Here is a 14,641-nt window from a genome sequence, read left to right on the forward strand (position 1 = left end):
GTCAGGCGCCCGCGGACGATGGCGACCTCTTCGTCGGTACTTATCGTTGGTCCGTCGTTGGAGCGCGCTTCGAGCCACTTCATTCCGGGAGCCACCCCATGAAAGCCGTCGTGCTGAAGGCCTATGGAGATGCGGACAACCTCGTCGTGACGGAGATGCCCGAGCCGAAGGTGGGCCCGGGAGACGTGAAGGTGCGCGTCATCGCCGCGAGCATCAACCCGGTCGACTGGAAGATTCGTCGAGGCGACATGAAGGAAGTGATGCCGGTGACGTTCCCCGCCATCCTCGGACGGGACGTCTCGGGAGAGGTCGTCGAGGTGGGGCAGGGCGTGAAGGGCTTCAAGAAGGGCGACCGGGTGATGGGCGTGGTGTCCTCGGGCTATGCGGAGACGGTGGTCGCCCCCGAGGAGGTCTGGGCCCGGGTGCCGGACTCGCTGGAGCTGAAGGACGCGGCCGCGCTGCCGCTGGTGACCCTGACGGGCGTGCAGTTGATCGAGGAGCAGATGAAGCCGGCCCAAGGCGACACGGTGCTCGTCACCGGCGCGGTGGGGGCGGTGGGCCGCGCGGCCCTGTTCGCGGCGAAGGCGCGGGGGGCGAAGGTCTGGGCGGGCGTACGGGCCACGCAGGTGGAGGAGGCCCGGAAGCTCGGCGTGGACGGGGTGGTCGCGCTGGAGGATGCGAGCGACATCGCGAAGCTGCCGACACTGGACGCCGTGGCGGACACGGTGGGCGGCAAGGCCGTGGCGGCGGTGTTGGACAAGGTGAAGCGCGGCGGGCGGGTGTGCAGCGTGGTGGGGGAGCCGAAGGGGGCGAAGGAGAAGGGCCTCCAGGTGAGCAGCTTCTTCTCGCACCCGGATGGACGCCGGCTCGCGCAGCTGGGAGAGAGCGTGGCCAAGGGCGAGTTGACCATCCCGATTGGCAAGACGTTCAAGCTGGATGAGGCGAAGGACGCCCAGCAGCACGCGGAGAAGGGCGGCACTGGCAAGGTGCTGCTCGTCAACTGAGCTCTCGGCTCGGTCGCGGAGGAGTCTCCGGACGTGAGCCCGGGGACTCCTCGTCGAGCCCCTTGGATGCGTCGCTTCAGAGCAGGTCCACGTCCGTCAGCGCGGAGACGATTCGCAGACAGCCGCGCAGGGAGGGCCCCCGGTGGCGAGGGGCCTCGCGCGACGGCGATGAAACAACCGAGGCGACGGGTGTCGAGGGGCGGTGATTTCACTTCGTTATCACAGGGTGGTTTTTCCGTACTGGACGCCGCTTCGAGCGCCGGGTCTAGAGTCCCCCATGTCCTCGCGCTTCTTCGTCCTCGTGACGGGGCTGTTCCTCGGATTCACCGCCCATGCCTCGGCCCCGGAGGCGGTCCCCCGCTTCGAGCCGACGCCCTGCCCCTCCACCGTCGCATCCGACGAGGCCATCGACTGCGGCCTGCTCGTCGTCCCGGAGAACCGACAGAAGGCGGAAAGCCGACTCATCAAACTCCCGGCGATGCGCCTGCGCAGCCGCGCCCAGAAGCCGGCCCCGGCCCCCCTGCTCTTCATGCCCGGCGGGCCCGGTGTCAGCGCCGTCTCCAACGTGCGTTCCGGCAAGCGCAACCCGCTGCTCGATGAGCGCGACTTCCTGGTCCTGGAGCCTCGTGGCGGGAAGTTGGCGCAGCCCGCGCTCGAGTGCCCGGGCATCAACGCGCTCAAGGGGGAGATTGCCGCGGGCCGGCTGCGGGGCCAGAAGGCGCAGGACGCGCTGACGAAGGAGGCCAGGCGCTGCCGCGCGAAGTGGGGCTCCGAGGGCGTGGACCTGGATGGCTACACCACCGCCGCCACGGCGGATGACATCGACGCGCTCCGACAGGTGCTCGGGTACAAGACGCTGAACCTGCAGGGACTCTCCTACGGCACACGGCTGATGCTCACGGTGGCGCGACGCCACCCGGGGACCGTGCGCTCGCTCATCCTCGATTCGGTGCTGCCGCCCGAGGTGAACTTCGACGAGGTGTCCGCCGCGAACTTCCAGCGCGTGCTCGATGTGGTGTTCGATGGCTGCGCCCTCGACCGGGAGTGTGGCGCCGCCCACCCGGAGCTGCGCAAGCGCTTCGCCCAGCTCGTCGCGGCGGCGGACCGGAAGCCGCTGCCGCTGGTGCTGAATCCATCGAAGACAGAGGGCAAGCCGGTGGAGGTCCGGGGCGCGGCGGTCGTCCGGGCCATCGACGCGGCGCTGCACGACCCGAGGCGCATCCCGCTGGTGCCTCGCATCATCTCGCGAGCGGCGGCGGGGGATTACTCCGAGTTGACGCCGCTGGTGGAGGACAGCCTGGGGCCCTCGACGATGACGTGGGGCTTGAGGCTGTCGGTCTGGTGCTCAGAGGAGCTTCCTTTCGAGGACACCCAGCGCATCGCCGCGCAGCGGGCGCCCTCAGTGGGGCTCGGGGGTGTGGACCAGGGCACGGCGTCGGTGGAGACCTGCCGCGCCTGGAACGTGGCGCGCGCTCCGGCCGAGGAGAACACGCCGGTGACGAGCGACATCCCCACGCTGGTGTTCGCCGGCGAGTTCGACCCGGACACGCCTCCGGACTGGGGGCGACAGCTGCTCGAGTCGATGCCGCACGCGCGCTATGTCGAGATGCCGGGGCAGAGCCACGGCGCGTCCTTCAATCGCTGCGGCGGAGAAATCACGCTCGCCTTCCTGCGGGCCCCCGAAGCGCCCCTGCCCCTGGACTGCGTGACGAAGCTGCGCGGCGCGGACTTCGGCCAGAGCGCGGCTCCGGCGAAGCCCTGAGTGATGACCAGGAACATGCACTTCCTGGTGGCCTACGTCGCTCATGGAAACTCGAGCGTGCCCTCGCGCCACGCCTTGAGCGTGTACTCCGCTCGTGTCCGGATGCGCCCTGGGTGGGCGGCAAGCTCTAACAGCACAGGTTCTCCCTGGGTAGGAGCGAACTCGAGCGCGTGTGCCGCAGCGCAAGAACGGACGTAGTCGTCCTCGCTCTTCAACAGGGGGAGCAGATGGGCGGCCGCCGCTCGGCTCCGGAGCTCACGGTAGGCACCTGCGAGCCTGTCGTGGGCACGATTGGCGGCACGATGATTCGCAGCGGCCAGCGCCTGTCCGTAGGCGACCGCTGCCTGCTCGTACTCTTGGACGAGCACATCGATGCTTGCCTCTGGGTTGTTGCGCATGCTCATGGAATCGCACCGTAATCCCGGAGGATCTTCAAGCCGAACTCGCGCTGGGCCTTGAGGGACTGACCACTCAGCCACTGCCGCACGGTTTGTCCACCAGAGAAGAGCGGATCCTTCGACGAATAATACGCGCTGATCTGCCGATGAATCCCTGCGTCGATGGGGATCACGTTCTCGGTGTTGTGAAGAGCACGAGGACCAAACCGCTGGATGTTGCCCTTCGTCTGCTCGACGATGTGGTGCCACTGCCTTCCCGGTCCGGCTGTCCCCAAAGCACTCTTGAGGCCACTGAACGAGCCCCAGGACCTGAAGCCGACAGGACCGGCCCCCGTGACGGCGCCGCGCACTCCCTGGGCCGCCATCGCGACCGCCGTGGCAGGCAGGGAGATGACGACAATGCCGCCTTCAACAGCGACCGCACTCACCTGTCCTACGTTCGCAAGGCTGATGCCTACCCGTGCGGCCCCGGCCACAGCAGCATCCGTGAAGCTGGGCAGCAGCGACAGCCGAGAGGCCAGCCACGCCGAGCCCCCCGTCATGCCATGACTCACCACCACAGTGACCGCGAGAACGAAGACGCGCGCCACCTCCGGTCCCACTCGGCTGGCGAAGCGATGCCCCGCCTGCTCCAGTTCAATCCACGTCGTGGCCCGGTCCGTGGCTCCCTTCAACTCACGACTCGCCTCCACGACCTCCAGAAACGTCTCTATCCCCAGGTAGATGAGCAGAATCGCTGAGACGATCGCCGCTGCCTTGGTGAGCACCGGCTCCGGATTTGCGGCCAGGACGACCCAGGTGACGAGCCCCGTGGCGATGACGGTGTAAAAGAGTTGGGGTGCCAGGGTCTTCTCCACTGCCCTGGCGATGCTCTCCTTGAGAGGCTCGAGCGACAGCCCCAGCGCAACCCCCAGTTTGTCCCACTCGCTCAGCCTCAGCCCATCATCCAGGAGGGAGAGGCAATTATCTCGACGCTGCCCCGGCTCGCAGAGGCCACCGAAGCTCTTGCGCATCAGTCGCGGCCATCGGGCTTCGCTGCTGTTCCCAGAGTGGGCGGCGCGCACCAACAAACCTTGTTGCGGAGCACGAAGCGTCAGAGGCGTTTCCAACACCAGCCGCGTCAGCGCCTCCTCGAATGCATCCGTGTCCACCTTCACGGACTTGGATGAAGAGGACGGCCTGTATTCCAGGGGTGAGCCCTGCCCGGTGTCGAGGCGGATTGCACGCGGAGTAGCGCATGCACCGAGCAGAGCGAGCAGCAGGGCCATGATACCCAGACGGGTTGCCATGAATCGCGTTCTAGAGCGGAGAGGGAGCCCGCCACCATGGGTCAAGGCGCGCCTCCGCATGCACGCACCGCGTCGTGGACCGCCTCGTCCGCGTGCATTTCACCTCCCGCTCGCGCTCCGTTTCGGGTGGAATCCGCGCCCCTTCCCGGAGGCCGCACCATGTCGTCGACCGCATCGCCGCTCGCCGCGCCCGAAGCCTGGAACCTCGTCGCCCCTGAGTACGTGCGCGAGCTGCTCCCGGTGTTCGAGCACTTCGCGAAGGACGCGCTGACGCGCGTGGCCGCCCCCTCCGGCGCCCACGTCCTGGATGTCGCGGCCGGCCCCGGCACCCTCGCCCTGCTCGCCGCCCGTCAGGGCCTGCGCGTCACCGCCATCGACTTCGCCCCCAAGATGCTCGCCGCCCTGCGTGAGCGCGCCACCTCCGCCGGGCTCGACATCGACGCGCAGGTCGGCGACGGCATGGCCCTGGAGCTGTCCGAGCAGACCTTCGACGCCGCCTTCTCCCTCTTCGGCCTCATGTTCTTCCCCGACCGCCCCCGGGGCTTCCGCGAGCTGTACCGCGTGCTGCGCCCCGGCGGCCGCGCCGTCGTCTCCAGCTGGCGCCCCATGGAGCACTCCCCCGCCATGAACCTGGTCTACCAGCGCTTCGCCGAACAGCTTCCCGGCCAGGGCGCTCCCCGCGGCGGCGTCATGCCCCTGTCCGACCCCGACACCTGCCAGCAGGAGATGGGCGCCGCCGGCTTCGACGACGTCCACGTCCACCAGGTCTCCGTCCCCGCCCACTACCCCTCCACCGCCGCCATGGTCGACGCCATGATGCGCGCCGCCGCCCCCGTCGCCCTCGCCCGCCGTGCCCTGGGCGCGCAATGGCCAGACATCGAGAAGAACGTCGTGGACAAGGTCACCCAGGACCTGGGGCCCGGCGCACAGGTCGTCCAGTTCAATGCCTACCTCACCGTCGGCATCCGTCAACCGACCCCGCCTTCCAATATCAGACACCCCTCCACTCCCAAGGGTTGAGCAGCCGACAGTCCGACAGCTTTTCGGCGGGGCCCTCCGTACACCTGCCGGATTCTGGCTTTTCCTCTCTCCGGAACACTTGCACTGCCATTGCAACTTCCGGAGACAGCGTGGGGACCTACCGGATCGTCAAGAAGCTCGCCGCGGGAGGCATGGCCGAGGTCTATCTCGGCAAGGTGGTGGGCGCGGAGGGCTTCGAGAAGCCTGTCGCCGTCAAGCGCATCCTGCCGTCGTTCGTGCAGGACACGTCCTTCGTGGAGCTGTTCCTGCGCGAGGCCAAGCTGGCCGTCACGCTGCAGCACGGCAATGTCTTGCAGGTGCTGGACCTGGGCACGAGCACGGGCCAGTACTACATGGTGATGGAGTTCGTGGACGGGGAGAACCTGAGCGCGCTCATCAAGGCGGCGCGCAAGCGACAGGTGCCCCTGGGCCTGCGCGAAATCTGCTTCATCGCCCAGCAGGTCGCCGACGGGCTCGCGTATGCCCATGGGCGCACGGACCCGTCCGGCGCGCCGCTCGACATCGTCCACCGCGACATCAACCCCGCCAACGTCATGGTGGCCAGCAACGGCGGCGTGAAGCTGGCCGACTTCGGCATCGCCAAGGTGGCCGACGAGGAGCGGCAGGAGACGCAGGCCGGCATCCTCAAGGGGAAGATCAACTACCTCTCCCCCGAGCAGGTGCACGGCCGCCCCGTCAACCAGCGCAGCGACATCTTCCTGTTGGGCCTGCTGCTCTACGAGATGCTCGCGGGCAAGCGGCTCTTCGAGGGCAGCACGCCGCAAATCATCCACGCGCTGGGCAGCTTCGACGAGCGCACCCTGGAGCCCCTGCCCGGCGTGCCCGCTCCGCTGTGGGACCTGCTCCTGCGCGCGCTGGCTGCCAACCCGGAAGCGCGCTGCCCCGCCGCCCGCGAGTTCTCCGAGGGCATCCAGAGCTTCCTCTTCGACCACCGGCTGCGCGTGGGCGCCGCCGACATCGCCAGCCTCTTCGCCCGCGCGCTTCCCGAGTGGCGCTCGCCGCTGGCGGACCTGGCCGGCGCGCCGGGCGAGGAGATCCGCCTGGTGGACGAGGACCTCGCGCGCATGCGGACGCCCGCGCCTTTGCCGCCCCGGGAGGCGCGCCGCCCCGGGGCCGCCACGCTCGCGCCGCCCACGCTGCGTCCGGTGACGCCGCCACCCTCGGGCCCCCAGGCCACGTCCGTGGTCCGGCAGCCCGTGCAGGGCGCCGAGCCGGCCACGCGCCTGGGCTCGCCTCCGATGCTCGGCACCCGCGTCGTGCGGGCGCGACAGCAATTGGGCGCCATCCTGCTGACTCGCGGCATGGTGACGCCGCACATCCTGAACGAGGCGCTCACCCTCCAGAGGAAGCGCGGCGGCAGGCTGGGCCAGGTGCTCGTCCACGAGCGCTGGCTGGAGCCCGACAACCTGGTGCTCGCGCTGTCCGAGCAGTTCGGGCTGCCGCACATCACCGAGCAGCAGTTGATGACGATGCCGGTGCCGGAGGAGCTCTTGCGCCTGGTGCCGCGCGAGCTGTGCGACCGACTGTGCGCCCTGCCCGTCGGGCTCAAGGGCCGCGAGCTGCTCTGCGCGGTGCTGGACCCGCGCGACGTGGAGGTCACCAACAACCTGAAGTTCAAGGCGGGCGTCGTGTCGGTGCAGGGGCTGTTCGCCTCCGAGCAGGCCATCCGCAAGGCCATCCTCCGCTTCTATGACAACGAGATGCCGAAGGTGCGGGACCGCTCGCCCATCGAGCTGGAGGAGCCGGCCGAGGCGAAGGAGCGCGACACCCGCGTGCTCCAGTTCGCGGAGCAGTTCACCGGACGCCGGGTGCTCGACGGACAGACGCTGGAGGGCCCCAAGCCCGCGCCCGTAGAGCCCGTCAGCCGCGCCACGCCCGTGAAGAGCGACGTGCGCGCGCGCATGGTGCTGGTGGTGGCCGAGCCCTCCGAGCCGCGCGAGGCCGCCGTGAAGCTGCTCCTGTCCCAGGGGCTCGCGGCGGCCACCAGCCCGGCGGCGGACGCGGCTCGCGCGCTGGCGCTCGGGGGCTATGACCTGGTGCTGGTGCTCGAGGACACCGTGGCGGAGCCGGGAGCCCTGGCGCAGAAGCTGCGCGCCGCGCACCCCAAGGTCGAGGTGCGGCTGTTGCCCTCGTACAGCGCGGCGCTGACGGGCGAGGGAGGCCCGCTGGCGAAGCTGGGCGAGGTGCAGTCCCGACTGCTCGACGGCGTGCTGTCGATGTTGGGGGGCAGCGGGACGCTGGCGCCCGCCCTGACGAAGCTGGCGCGGCGGCTGGCGACGCGGATGGGCGCGGGGCGCGTGGAGGAGGTCCTGGTCACCACCGCGGCCAGCGCGCTGGCCCTGGCCGCGCGGCTGGAGGAGCCGCGTCGCTTCGCCCTGCCCTCGCGCGCCCGGGCGCTCGCGCTCGTGGGCAGCACCACGCCCGAGGTGAACGAGCTGCTCGTCTCCGTACTGCCGGAGGGCGAGGACCGCGCGCCGCCCGCGAGCCGCACCGCCGGCGCCCTGCTGTGCGCGGCGCGCTTCGTCCAGGAGGTCCAGAGCCCCCAGGCTCCGCCGGCGCGCGCGGCCCAGGCGCTCCAGGCGCTGCGTCAGGACCCACGGCTCCCCGCGCCCGCGCTGGAGGCGCTCACCGCGGAGCTGGAGTCCACCGCGCAGACGGACAAGGCGGCTTTCCGCGTCGTGGTGGCGGAGACGGACGGCACCAACGCGCTGACGCTCCAGATCCGCCTGATGGCGGAGGGCATGGCCACGGTGCGCGCGCGGACCCGGGCGGAGGTGGAGAAGGCGCTGGGCGCCGGAGCACACGCGGCGGTGCTCGCGGACCCGCTGCCGGACGGAGACCTCCACTCGCTGCTCCAGGCGCTGCGCAAGGCACCCGCCACCGAGGACCTGCCCGTCTTCCTCATCGTCGACAAGGACGACCCCGTCGTCTTCACCGCGGGCCTGGAGGCCGGCGCCGACGACGTCATCGTGCGCTCGGCCAGCCCCGAGGTGCTCATCGCCAAGCTGCGCCGGAGCATCCAGCAGCGTCAGGCCTCGAGGCGCGGAGCGAAGAGCGCGCCGTGAGCGCGGGGGCGGAACGGACCCGTCGAGCGCTGTTCAGCAGGACACAGGCCTGCGCGGTGACGCATGCGGGCAATGCGGGAGTCCTCGGCATCATGCCCTCGAGTCCTTCCACAAGGAGCCGCGCATGATGCTGAAGCCCGCCTCGGGGTTCATGTTGGCGTTGACCGTCGCCGTGGGAATGGTCGTCACCACCCTCTCGCAGGAGGAGCGACCTGGGGACGAACGGGCACCGGCCTCCACCGCATGTGAGGCCGCGCGCCAGCAGCGGCTCATGTCGGGCGCCCAGGACGTGGAGCCGTCGCTCCTGGTCCAGGAGCCCTCGGGCGCGCTCGGCTACTGCTCGTGGGATTGCTCGTCCTGCGCCACCACCGCGGAGTGCAGGGCCCGCAACGCGGGCAGTTGCTACAACATCTGTCCGTGAGCGATGAGGACCGCCCGGCGCTCCGTCGTGAGCACCGGGCGGACACCTCCACCACGGAGGAGGGTCAGTTGCAGGTGTTGGAGAAGTCTGTCACCGCGAACGCCGTGCGGCGGCCACCAATCCACGCCGTCTCGTAGCAGGAGCAGCTCATGTAGCCGACCCACTTCGTCAGCGTCGCGTCGGAGTAGTAATCAATCCAGTAGGACTGGTTTCCGCAGTAGGGCAGCGCGTCCTCGCGCGTGTCGAGCTCCGCCTGCGTCTGCTCCAGCGGCTCCACACCGCCACAGCCCACCGTGAAGCCCGCCGCCATCAGCAACGCACCCAGGATGTTCCTGCTCCGCACGTGTGTATCCTCCACCGGGTCTGTCTTCCGTCCCGGTGGCGATACCCTAACACCACCCCGTGAAACGAGATATCGATGACAAACCGAGTCATCCGGGACTCTCGTGCGCGGGTGTCTCGATGTGCCTTCAGCCGGCGGCGCGGCGCAGGGCCTCCAGGTCCAGCTTCTTCATCTTTAACAGGGCCTGTGTCACCCGGGCGCCCTTCTCGGGGGACGTGTTGGCCAGCAGCTGGGTCAGCTCGGTGGGCACCACCTGCCACGACACGCCGAAGCGGTCCTTGAGCCAACCACACTGCTGGGCCTTCTCGTCACCGCCCTCGGACAGCCGGGCCCAGTAGTGGTCCACCTCCGCCTGGGTCTCGCAGTTGACGATGAGCGACATCGCCTCGGTGAACTGGTAGTGGGGCCCGCCGTTGAGCGCGAGCAGCTCCTGGCCATCGAGCGAGAAGAGGAGGGGCATCACCGCGCCGGGCGGCTGACCGCTCGGCCCCGCGCTCTGCTCGGTGTACTTCGTGCGCGTGATGACGCGGGAGTTGGGGAAGACGGACGTGTAGAGCGCGACGGCGGCCTCCGTCTGCTCGTGGCTCTGGAACCAGAGGCACTGGGTGATGCGCTGGAGCTTCTGGGACATGGCGGGTTTCCTCCGTGGGGTGTGTGAAGGCAAAGCTGCACAGACTCGAAGCAGGCGGCCCGGCGGTGCGACCCGGGGGCCTTCGCGCGGACGACGGGTTGCCCGTCCGCACGAGCGGGAGGAGCGCCTGGGGCCACGGCGCCCCTCCCGTGAGACAGGCTAGGGGACGACGTTCACCGTGGCCATCGCCGTGCCCACGGTGCCCACCTCGTCCTGGAACAACTCCAGGCCCACGGTGTGAGTCCCTCGGGCGCTCGACGGGAGGTGCTTCGTCATCGTGAAGGTGAAGTCACCGCCCGGCGGGAGGTTCACTCCCCAGTCGGAGAACTCCGTGTCCCAGCCCGTGGTGTCGTGGTTCCAGAAGTCGTACCAGACCCAATGGCACGACGGCGAGTCGTGGTTCGCCACGTGGACGGTCCAGGTCACCTGCGAGCCGGGCGCCGCCGTCACCGTCGTCGGCGAGAGTGTCAGCGTGGGCGCCGCCGTCACACAGGGCGCGAGGACGTCGAGGGTGGCGGTGCCGCGCACGGTGTGGCCGGAGCGGGTGACGTCCACGCCCGTGGTGTACGTGCCCGGCGCCATCGAATACGGCGTGTAGAGCTGGAGCGTCAGGGAGACGGAGCCGGACGCCGCGATGGTGCGCTGCGGAGAGAGCGGGTCCGCGCTCCACCCCGCGGGGATGATGGACGCGAGCTGGAAGGTGCTGGGGCCACAGACCGGGCTGTCGCGGTTGACGATGAACAGCTCCACCTCCGGGCGCGCGCCCGGGTAGACGGTCGGCTCGAACGGCGTCACCTCGATCTCAGGCGCCGCGCGGACACAGGAGCCCTGACGGTACTGGACCTCCACGGTGAGCCCGGCGGGCGTCGTGGACACCACGCGCAGCGACAGGTTGCTGTACGGGTCCTCCCAGGTGATGCCCGGCAGCAGCGCCGGGTCGCTCCAGGACGCCGTCAACGGCGTGAAGTCCAGCAGGTGCGTCCCGCCCCGCGTGTCCGCGTCCTGGTAGTGGACCAGCGCGCCGCCGAACACCTGCGAGGGCAGCGTCGGCTCGTAGTCGCCGGTCGGCTGGCGGTACTCCAGCCACAGCCACGAGTCGTTGCCCTGGCCCCGACGCACCTTGAGGGCCTTCACCCCTGTGGAGGACAGCACCGGCGCGAGCGTGAAGGTGCCGCCCACGCCGTCCACCTGCGTCACCGCGGTCGAATCCAACCAGCCGATGCGCGCCTTGTGCGGCGCCGCGTAGTGCCCCAGGTTCCAGCGCCCCATCGCCGAGAACACGTCCCCGTACTCGTCCAGCGTGCCGAGTTCGTTCAACAGTCCCAGCGGCTCCGCGCCGAAGTCGCGCGACTGCGAGTGGTTGAGCGACAGGTTGTGTCCGGCCTCGTGGGTGATGAGGTGCACGGCGCGGTCGTAGGTGTCCATGGACTCCGCGACCAGCCACGCGGTGGACGCCGTCACGGTGCCCGACGGCGTCGGCACCTGTCCACACGACAGCGTGGCGAGCCCTCCGTAGAAACAGCCCGCGAGCGGACGCGGGTGGATGACGAAGATGCGGTCATACGCGGTGAAGTCCACGTCGTCGCCCACCGCGGCAATCGCCGCGTCCCGCATCTCGTTCGTCTCCGAGCACGAGTACGCGCGGTCCAGCGTGTACCAACCCACGACATCGCCCGCCGTCGTGGTGCGCCCCTCGGAGACCTCGCTCCAGTAGCCCGCGAGCGAGCGGCGCGTGGTGGAGAAGAACGCCTCCTCCACGGTGGACAGCGGGAGCGACGGCGTGGGCTGGCCCGGGAACTCCGCGAGGATGACCAGGGTGCGCTGCACGCCCGTGACCCCACAGTCCGGGGTGACGCTCGCGGAGCGACGCTCCGTGTCCAGCTCCACCGCGTGCGCCACGAGCGCGCCGCCCGAGTCACGGCCTCGCAGCCTCACCCGCTGCCCGCTCACCAGCCCCTGGGGCGCGGTGTCCGCGAACACCACCGGGCGACGCTCGCGACCGGCCACGAGGAAGTACTCCTGATACGCGTGCTCGAGCGAGGGCGCGTCCACCACGCGGACCTCCAGCTCACCCTCCCACGCCTGCTCGCGAGACACCGGCTCCGGCGCCTCCGGGACAGGCTCCTGCGTGCCACAGGCCATGAAACCCACGGCCGCCACCATGCTCCACCACGTGCGGGACATCTGCCCTCCGACGAGCGGCGCCTCCGGACGGCCATCGCCCGAGGAGCGTCGCCACGCGCCTTGTGCCCGCGCCCGCACGCCCTGGCAACCACCGAGACATCGCGGCGGCGTGAGTCACGGCCGACCGGGCAGTCCTGCTCGGGCGGAGCCTCGTGAAACATCCTTTCGCCACGAACGCGTCACATCGTTCCTGGGATGCACTAGCATCTGGGTTTCCCTTTCAAAGGAGTCACCGATGAAGTCGCGTCTGCTGGTTCTCGTGGCGGGAGTGTCGCTGGGGGTCTTCGCCGCGTGTGGCACCACGGAGGCCGCCCCGGAGACGACGGAGACGACCGAGGCCGCGCTGGGCGACCCGTGTCCGTGCGGCTCCGCCGGAGGCGGCGCGTGTCTGCCGTGCTACTACCTCTGCGGCGACAATTACTGCGACAGCGCCAACGGCGAGAGCGCCTCCAACTGCCCCGAGGACTGCGTCGCCGCTCCGGTGTGCGGCGACGGCATCTGCAACGGGAGCGAGACGTGGGTGACGTGCGCCCTGGATTGCCCCGCGCCGAACCCGTGGTGCGGCGACGGCATCTGCAACGGCAGCGAGTCCTCCGCCAGCTGCCCCGCCGACTGCCCCAACGCGTGCGGCAACGGCGTGTGCGAGGCCGGCGAGTCCACGTGGTGCTACGTGGACTGCGTCCCCGGCTGCCAGCAGGACCCGTCCACCTGCCCACAGGTCCCGGAAGGGTGAGCTGGGGTGAAGTCCCCACCGCGCCCGTCCAGCCGTGTCGGGCGCGGTGGCGTCGTCTCTTCCGGGCCTACTTCTTCTTGAGCGTCCCGTGCGGGTCGATGACGAACTTGCGCGCCACGCCCGCGTCGAACTCCTGGTAGCCCCGGGGCGCGTCATCCAGCGAGATGACGGTGGCGTTGACCACCTTCGCGATGTTCAGCCGGCCGTGGAGGATGGCCTGCATGAGCTGGCGGTTGTAGCGCAGCACCGGCGTCTGCCCCGTGTAGAAGCGGTGGGACTTGGCCCAGCCCAGGCCGAAGCGCATGCGCAGGTTGCCCTGGCGCGCCGACTCGTCCTTGGAGCCCGGGTCCTCGGTGACGTAGAGGCCGGGGATGCCGATGGCCCCCGCGGCGCGCGTAATCGCCATCAGTGAGTTGAGCACCGTGGCGGGCGCCTCCGACGAGGCCTGCGCGCCATGGCCGTGCGCCTCGAAGCCCACCGCGTCGATGGACGCATCCACCTCCGGCTCCTTGATGACGGCGGCGATGAGGTCCTCCAGCTTGTCGCTCTTCTTCAGGTCGATGGGCACGAAGCCCACCGACTTCGCGTGCGCGAGCCGGTCCGCGTTCATGTCCCCCACCATCACCACCGCCGCACCCAGCACCTGCGCCGAGGCCGCCGCCGCGAGCCCCACCGGCCCCGCGCCCGCGACGTACACCGTGGAGCCCACGCCGACGCCCGCCGTGACGGCGCCGTGGAAGCCCGTGGGCAGGATGTCCGAGAGCATCGTCAAATCGAGGATCTTCTCCAGTGCCTGCGCCTTGTCGGGGAACCGGATGAGGTTGAAGTCCGCGTAGGGGACCATGACGTACTCGGCCTGTCCGCCCACCCAGCCGCCCATGTCCACGTAGCCGTAAGCGCCGCCAGCGCGCCCCTTGTTCACGTTGAGGCACACGCCCGTCTGCTGCTCGCGGCACGTGCGGCAGCGGCCACAGGCGACGTTGAAGGGCACCGTGACGAGGTCGCCCACGGAGAGGTACTCGACGTCCTTGCCCTTCTCGACGATCTCCCCCGTGATTTCATGCCCGAGCACCAGCCCCTTGGGCGCCGTGGTGCGCCCGCGCACCATGTGCTGGTCCGAGCCGCAGATGTTGGTGGTGACCACCTTGAGGATGACGCCGTGCTCGATGGACTTCCCTTCCGGGTTGACCATCTTGGGATAGTCAATGGAGCGGACTTCCACTTTGCCGGGACCGAGATAGACGACGCCGCGATTGCTGGCCATGAGCGGACTCCTCCGAGGCGGCCCGGCCGTCCGCCGCGCCGCGTGCAGGTCCGGGTAACGCTAGGGACGCGCGCCCCCGCACGCACGGCGAAGGCGGCCTGGCGGAAGAGGCCCTCGACGTCTCGGCCGCTGTCACCCTTTGAGAAGCTCGCAAAGACAGACGCGTCCACCGTCACGACAATGAAACGCTCCCATTGCACCCCCGAGAGGGAAACTCCCTTCTTCTCATCCTATGAAGAAGGTGAGTCATCGTTCATCCCGCCATGTCTTATCTCGCGGATAAAACATCTTACCGAGTCAACGATGATATCCGTGGAAGTGCCAACAAGACGACAGTACAAGCCCTGGCAGTCAACGAGGGGTGAGCATGTCCAAGGCGCGTCAGAAGCAACCATTCCAGCTGCCTGAGTTCTACGTGCCGTGGCCGGCGCGGCTGAACCCGAACCTGGAAGCCGCCCGTGTGCACACCAAGGCGTGGTCCTACCAGATGGGCATCCTGGGGCCGC

General features: G+C 69.6%; 12 protein-coding genes. 6 read left to right on the plus strand and 6 right to left on the minus strand.

Annotated features, from left to right (window positions below; translation table 11 throughout):
* Positions 1 to 98: 98 nt before the first annotated feature.
* Both FL311_RS19240 and FL311_RS19245 read left to right on the plus strand, forming a co-directional pair.
* Entirely contained in the window at positions 99 to 1,004 is a 906-nt protein-coding gene (locus FL311_RS19240; protein WP_141326868.1) for an NADP-dependent oxidoreductase, read from the plus strand.
* A gap of 277 nt (positions 1,005 to 1,281) precedes the next feature.
* Positions 1,282 to 2,766: an alpha/beta fold hydrolase gene (locus tag FL311_RS19245; RefSeq protein WP_141326870.1), complete on the plus strand. Its 1,485-nt coding sequence runs from the start codon at positions 1,282 to 1,284 to the stop codon at positions 2,764 to 2,766.
* Positions 2,767 to 2,807: 41 nt separating this feature from the next.
* On the opposite strand, the gene FL311_RS19250 is transcribed toward FL311_RS19245, so the two are convergent.
* Both FL311_RS19250 and FL311_RS19255 read right to left on the minus strand, forming a co-directional pair.
* Positions 2,808 to 3,170 carry a DUF2019 domain-containing protein gene (locus FL311_RS19250; RefSeq protein WP_141326872.1) on the minus strand — a complete coding sequence of 121 codons (363 nt, stop codon included), beginning with the start codon at positions 3,168 to 3,170 and terminating at the stop codon, positions 2,808 to 2,810.
* Positions 3,167 to 4,453, minus strand: coding sequence for a hypothetical protein (locus FL311_RS19255; protein WP_141326874.1), 1,287 nt, complete (start codon positions 4,451 to 4,453; stop codon positions 3,167 to 3,169). Before FL311_RS19255 ends, FL311_RS19250 begins: the two co-directional genes overlap by 4 nt.
* Positions 4,454 to 4,612: 159 nt before the next feature.
* Between FL311_RS19255 and FL311_RS19260 the strand changes: the two genes are divergently transcribed.
* The 3 genes from FL311_RS19260 to FL311_RS19270 all read left to right on the plus strand — a co-directional run bounded on the left by FL311_RS19260 (position 4,613) and on the right by FL311_RS19270 (position 8,980).
* Positions 4,613 to 5,473: a class I SAM-dependent methyltransferase gene (locus FL311_RS19260; protein ID WP_141326876.1), complete on the plus strand. Its 861-nt coding sequence runs from the start codon at positions 4,613 to 4,615 to the stop codon at positions 5,471 to 5,473.
* Between the two features lie 110 nt (positions 5,474 to 5,583).
* The gene (locus FL311_RS19265; RefSeq protein ID WP_141326878.1) at positions 5,584 to 8,559 is read left to right on the plus strand and encodes a protein kinase; all 2,976 of its coding nucleotides are present in this window, start codon (positions 5,584 to 5,586) and stop codon (positions 8,557 to 8,559) included.
* Positions 8,560 to 8,683: 124 nt separating this feature from the next.
* Positions 8,684 to 8,980, plus strand: coding sequence for a hypothetical protein (locus tag FL311_RS19270; RefSeq protein ID WP_141326880.1), 297 nt, complete (start codon positions 8,684 to 8,686; stop codon positions 8,978 to 8,980).
* A gap of 64 nt (positions 8,981 to 9,044) precedes the next feature.
* Here the strand turns inward: FL311_RS19270 and FL311_RS19275 are convergent, their stop codons facing one another.
* From FL311_RS19275 to FL311_RS19285, 3 genes are all read right to left on the minus strand, one after another.
* Positions 9,045 to 9,323, minus strand: a complete 279-nt coding sequence (locus tag FL311_RS19275; protein ID WP_228556961.1) for a hypothetical protein — start codon at positions 9,321 to 9,323, stop codon at positions 9,045 to 9,047.
* A 127-nt stretch (positions 9,324 to 9,450) separates the two neighbouring features.
* Positions 9,451 to 9,954, minus strand: coding sequence for a VOC family protein (locus FL311_RS19280; RefSeq protein ID WP_141326882.1), 504 nt, complete (start codon positions 9,952 to 9,954; stop codon positions 9,451 to 9,453).
* Between the two features lie 159 nt (positions 9,955 to 10,113).
* A complete protein-coding gene (locus FL311_RS19285) occupies positions 10,114 to 12,138 on the minus strand; it encodes a hypothetical protein (RefSeq protein ID WP_141326884.1) in 2,025 nt (674 codons plus the stop codon).
* Positions 12,139 to 12,373: 235 nt separating this feature from the next.
* Here FL311_RS19285 and FL311_RS19290 point away from each other — a divergent pair, with 235 nt between their 5' ends.
* Positions 12,374 to 12,871, plus strand: coding sequence for a tenascin-X (locus tag FL311_RS19290; protein WP_141326885.1), 498 nt, complete (start codon positions 12,374 to 12,376; stop codon positions 12,869 to 12,871).
* Positions 12,872 to 12,938: 67 nt separating this feature from the next.
* Here FL311_RS19290 and fdhA read toward each other — a convergent pair whose 3' ends face one another.
* Positions 12,939 to 14,135 (minus strand): formaldehyde dehydrogenase, glutathione-independent, encoded by a 1,197-nt coding sequence (fdhA, locus tag FL311_RS19295; RefSeq protein WP_141326887.1) that lies wholly within the window; start codon positions 14,133 to 14,135, stop codon positions 12,939 to 12,941.
* Positions 14,136 to 14,641 lie beyond the last annotated feature (506 nt).

It is taken from the genome of Myxococcus sp. AB025B (assembly GCF_006518215.1).
Taxonomy (GTDB): Bacteria; Myxococcota; Myxococcia; order Myxococcales; family Myxococcaceae; genus Myxococcus; species Myxococcus fulvus.

Bases quoted from the DNA above. Each gene is read 5' to 3' on its own strand.
- FL311_RS19240 (WP_141326868.1), top strand. From the start codon at position 99: ATGAAAGCCGTCGTGCTGAAGGCCTATGGAGATGCGGACAACCTCGTC.
- FL311_RS19270 (WP_141326880.1), top strand. From the start codon at position 8,684: ATGATGCTGAAGCCCGCCTCGGGGTTCATGTTGGCGTTGACCGTCGCC.
- FL311_RS19250 (WP_141326872.1), bottom strand. From the start codon at position 3,170: ATGAGCATGCGCAACAACCCAGAGGCAAGCATCGATGTGCTCGTCCAA.
- FL311_RS19260 (WP_141326876.1), top strand. From the start codon at position 4,613: ATGTCGTCGACCGCATCGCCGCTCGCCGCGCCCGAAGCCTGGAACCTC.
- FL311_RS19255 (WP_141326874.1), bottom strand. From the start codon at position 4,453: ATGGCAACCCGTCTGGGTATCATGGCCCTGCTGCTCGCTCTGCTCGGT.
- FL311_RS19245 (WP_141326870.1), top strand. From the start codon at position 1,282: ATGTCCTCGCGCTTCTTCGTCCTCGTGACGGGGCTGTTCCTCGGATTC.
- FL311_RS19280 (WP_141326882.1), bottom strand. From the start codon at position 9,954: ATGTCCCAGAAGCTCCAGCGCATCACCCAGTGCCTCTGGTTCCAGAGC.
- FL311_RS19290 (WP_141326885.1), top strand. From the start codon at position 12,374: ATGAAGTCGCGTCTGCTGGTTCTCGTGGCGGGAGTGTCGCTGGGGGTC.
- fdhA (WP_141326887.1), bottom strand. From the start codon at position 14,135: ATGGCCAGCAATCGCGGCGTCGTCTATCTCGGTCCCGGCAAAGTGGAA.
- FL311_RS19285 (WP_141326884.1), bottom strand. From the start codon at position 12,138: ATGTCCCGCACGTGGTGGAGCATGGTGGCGGCCGTGGGTTTCATGGCC.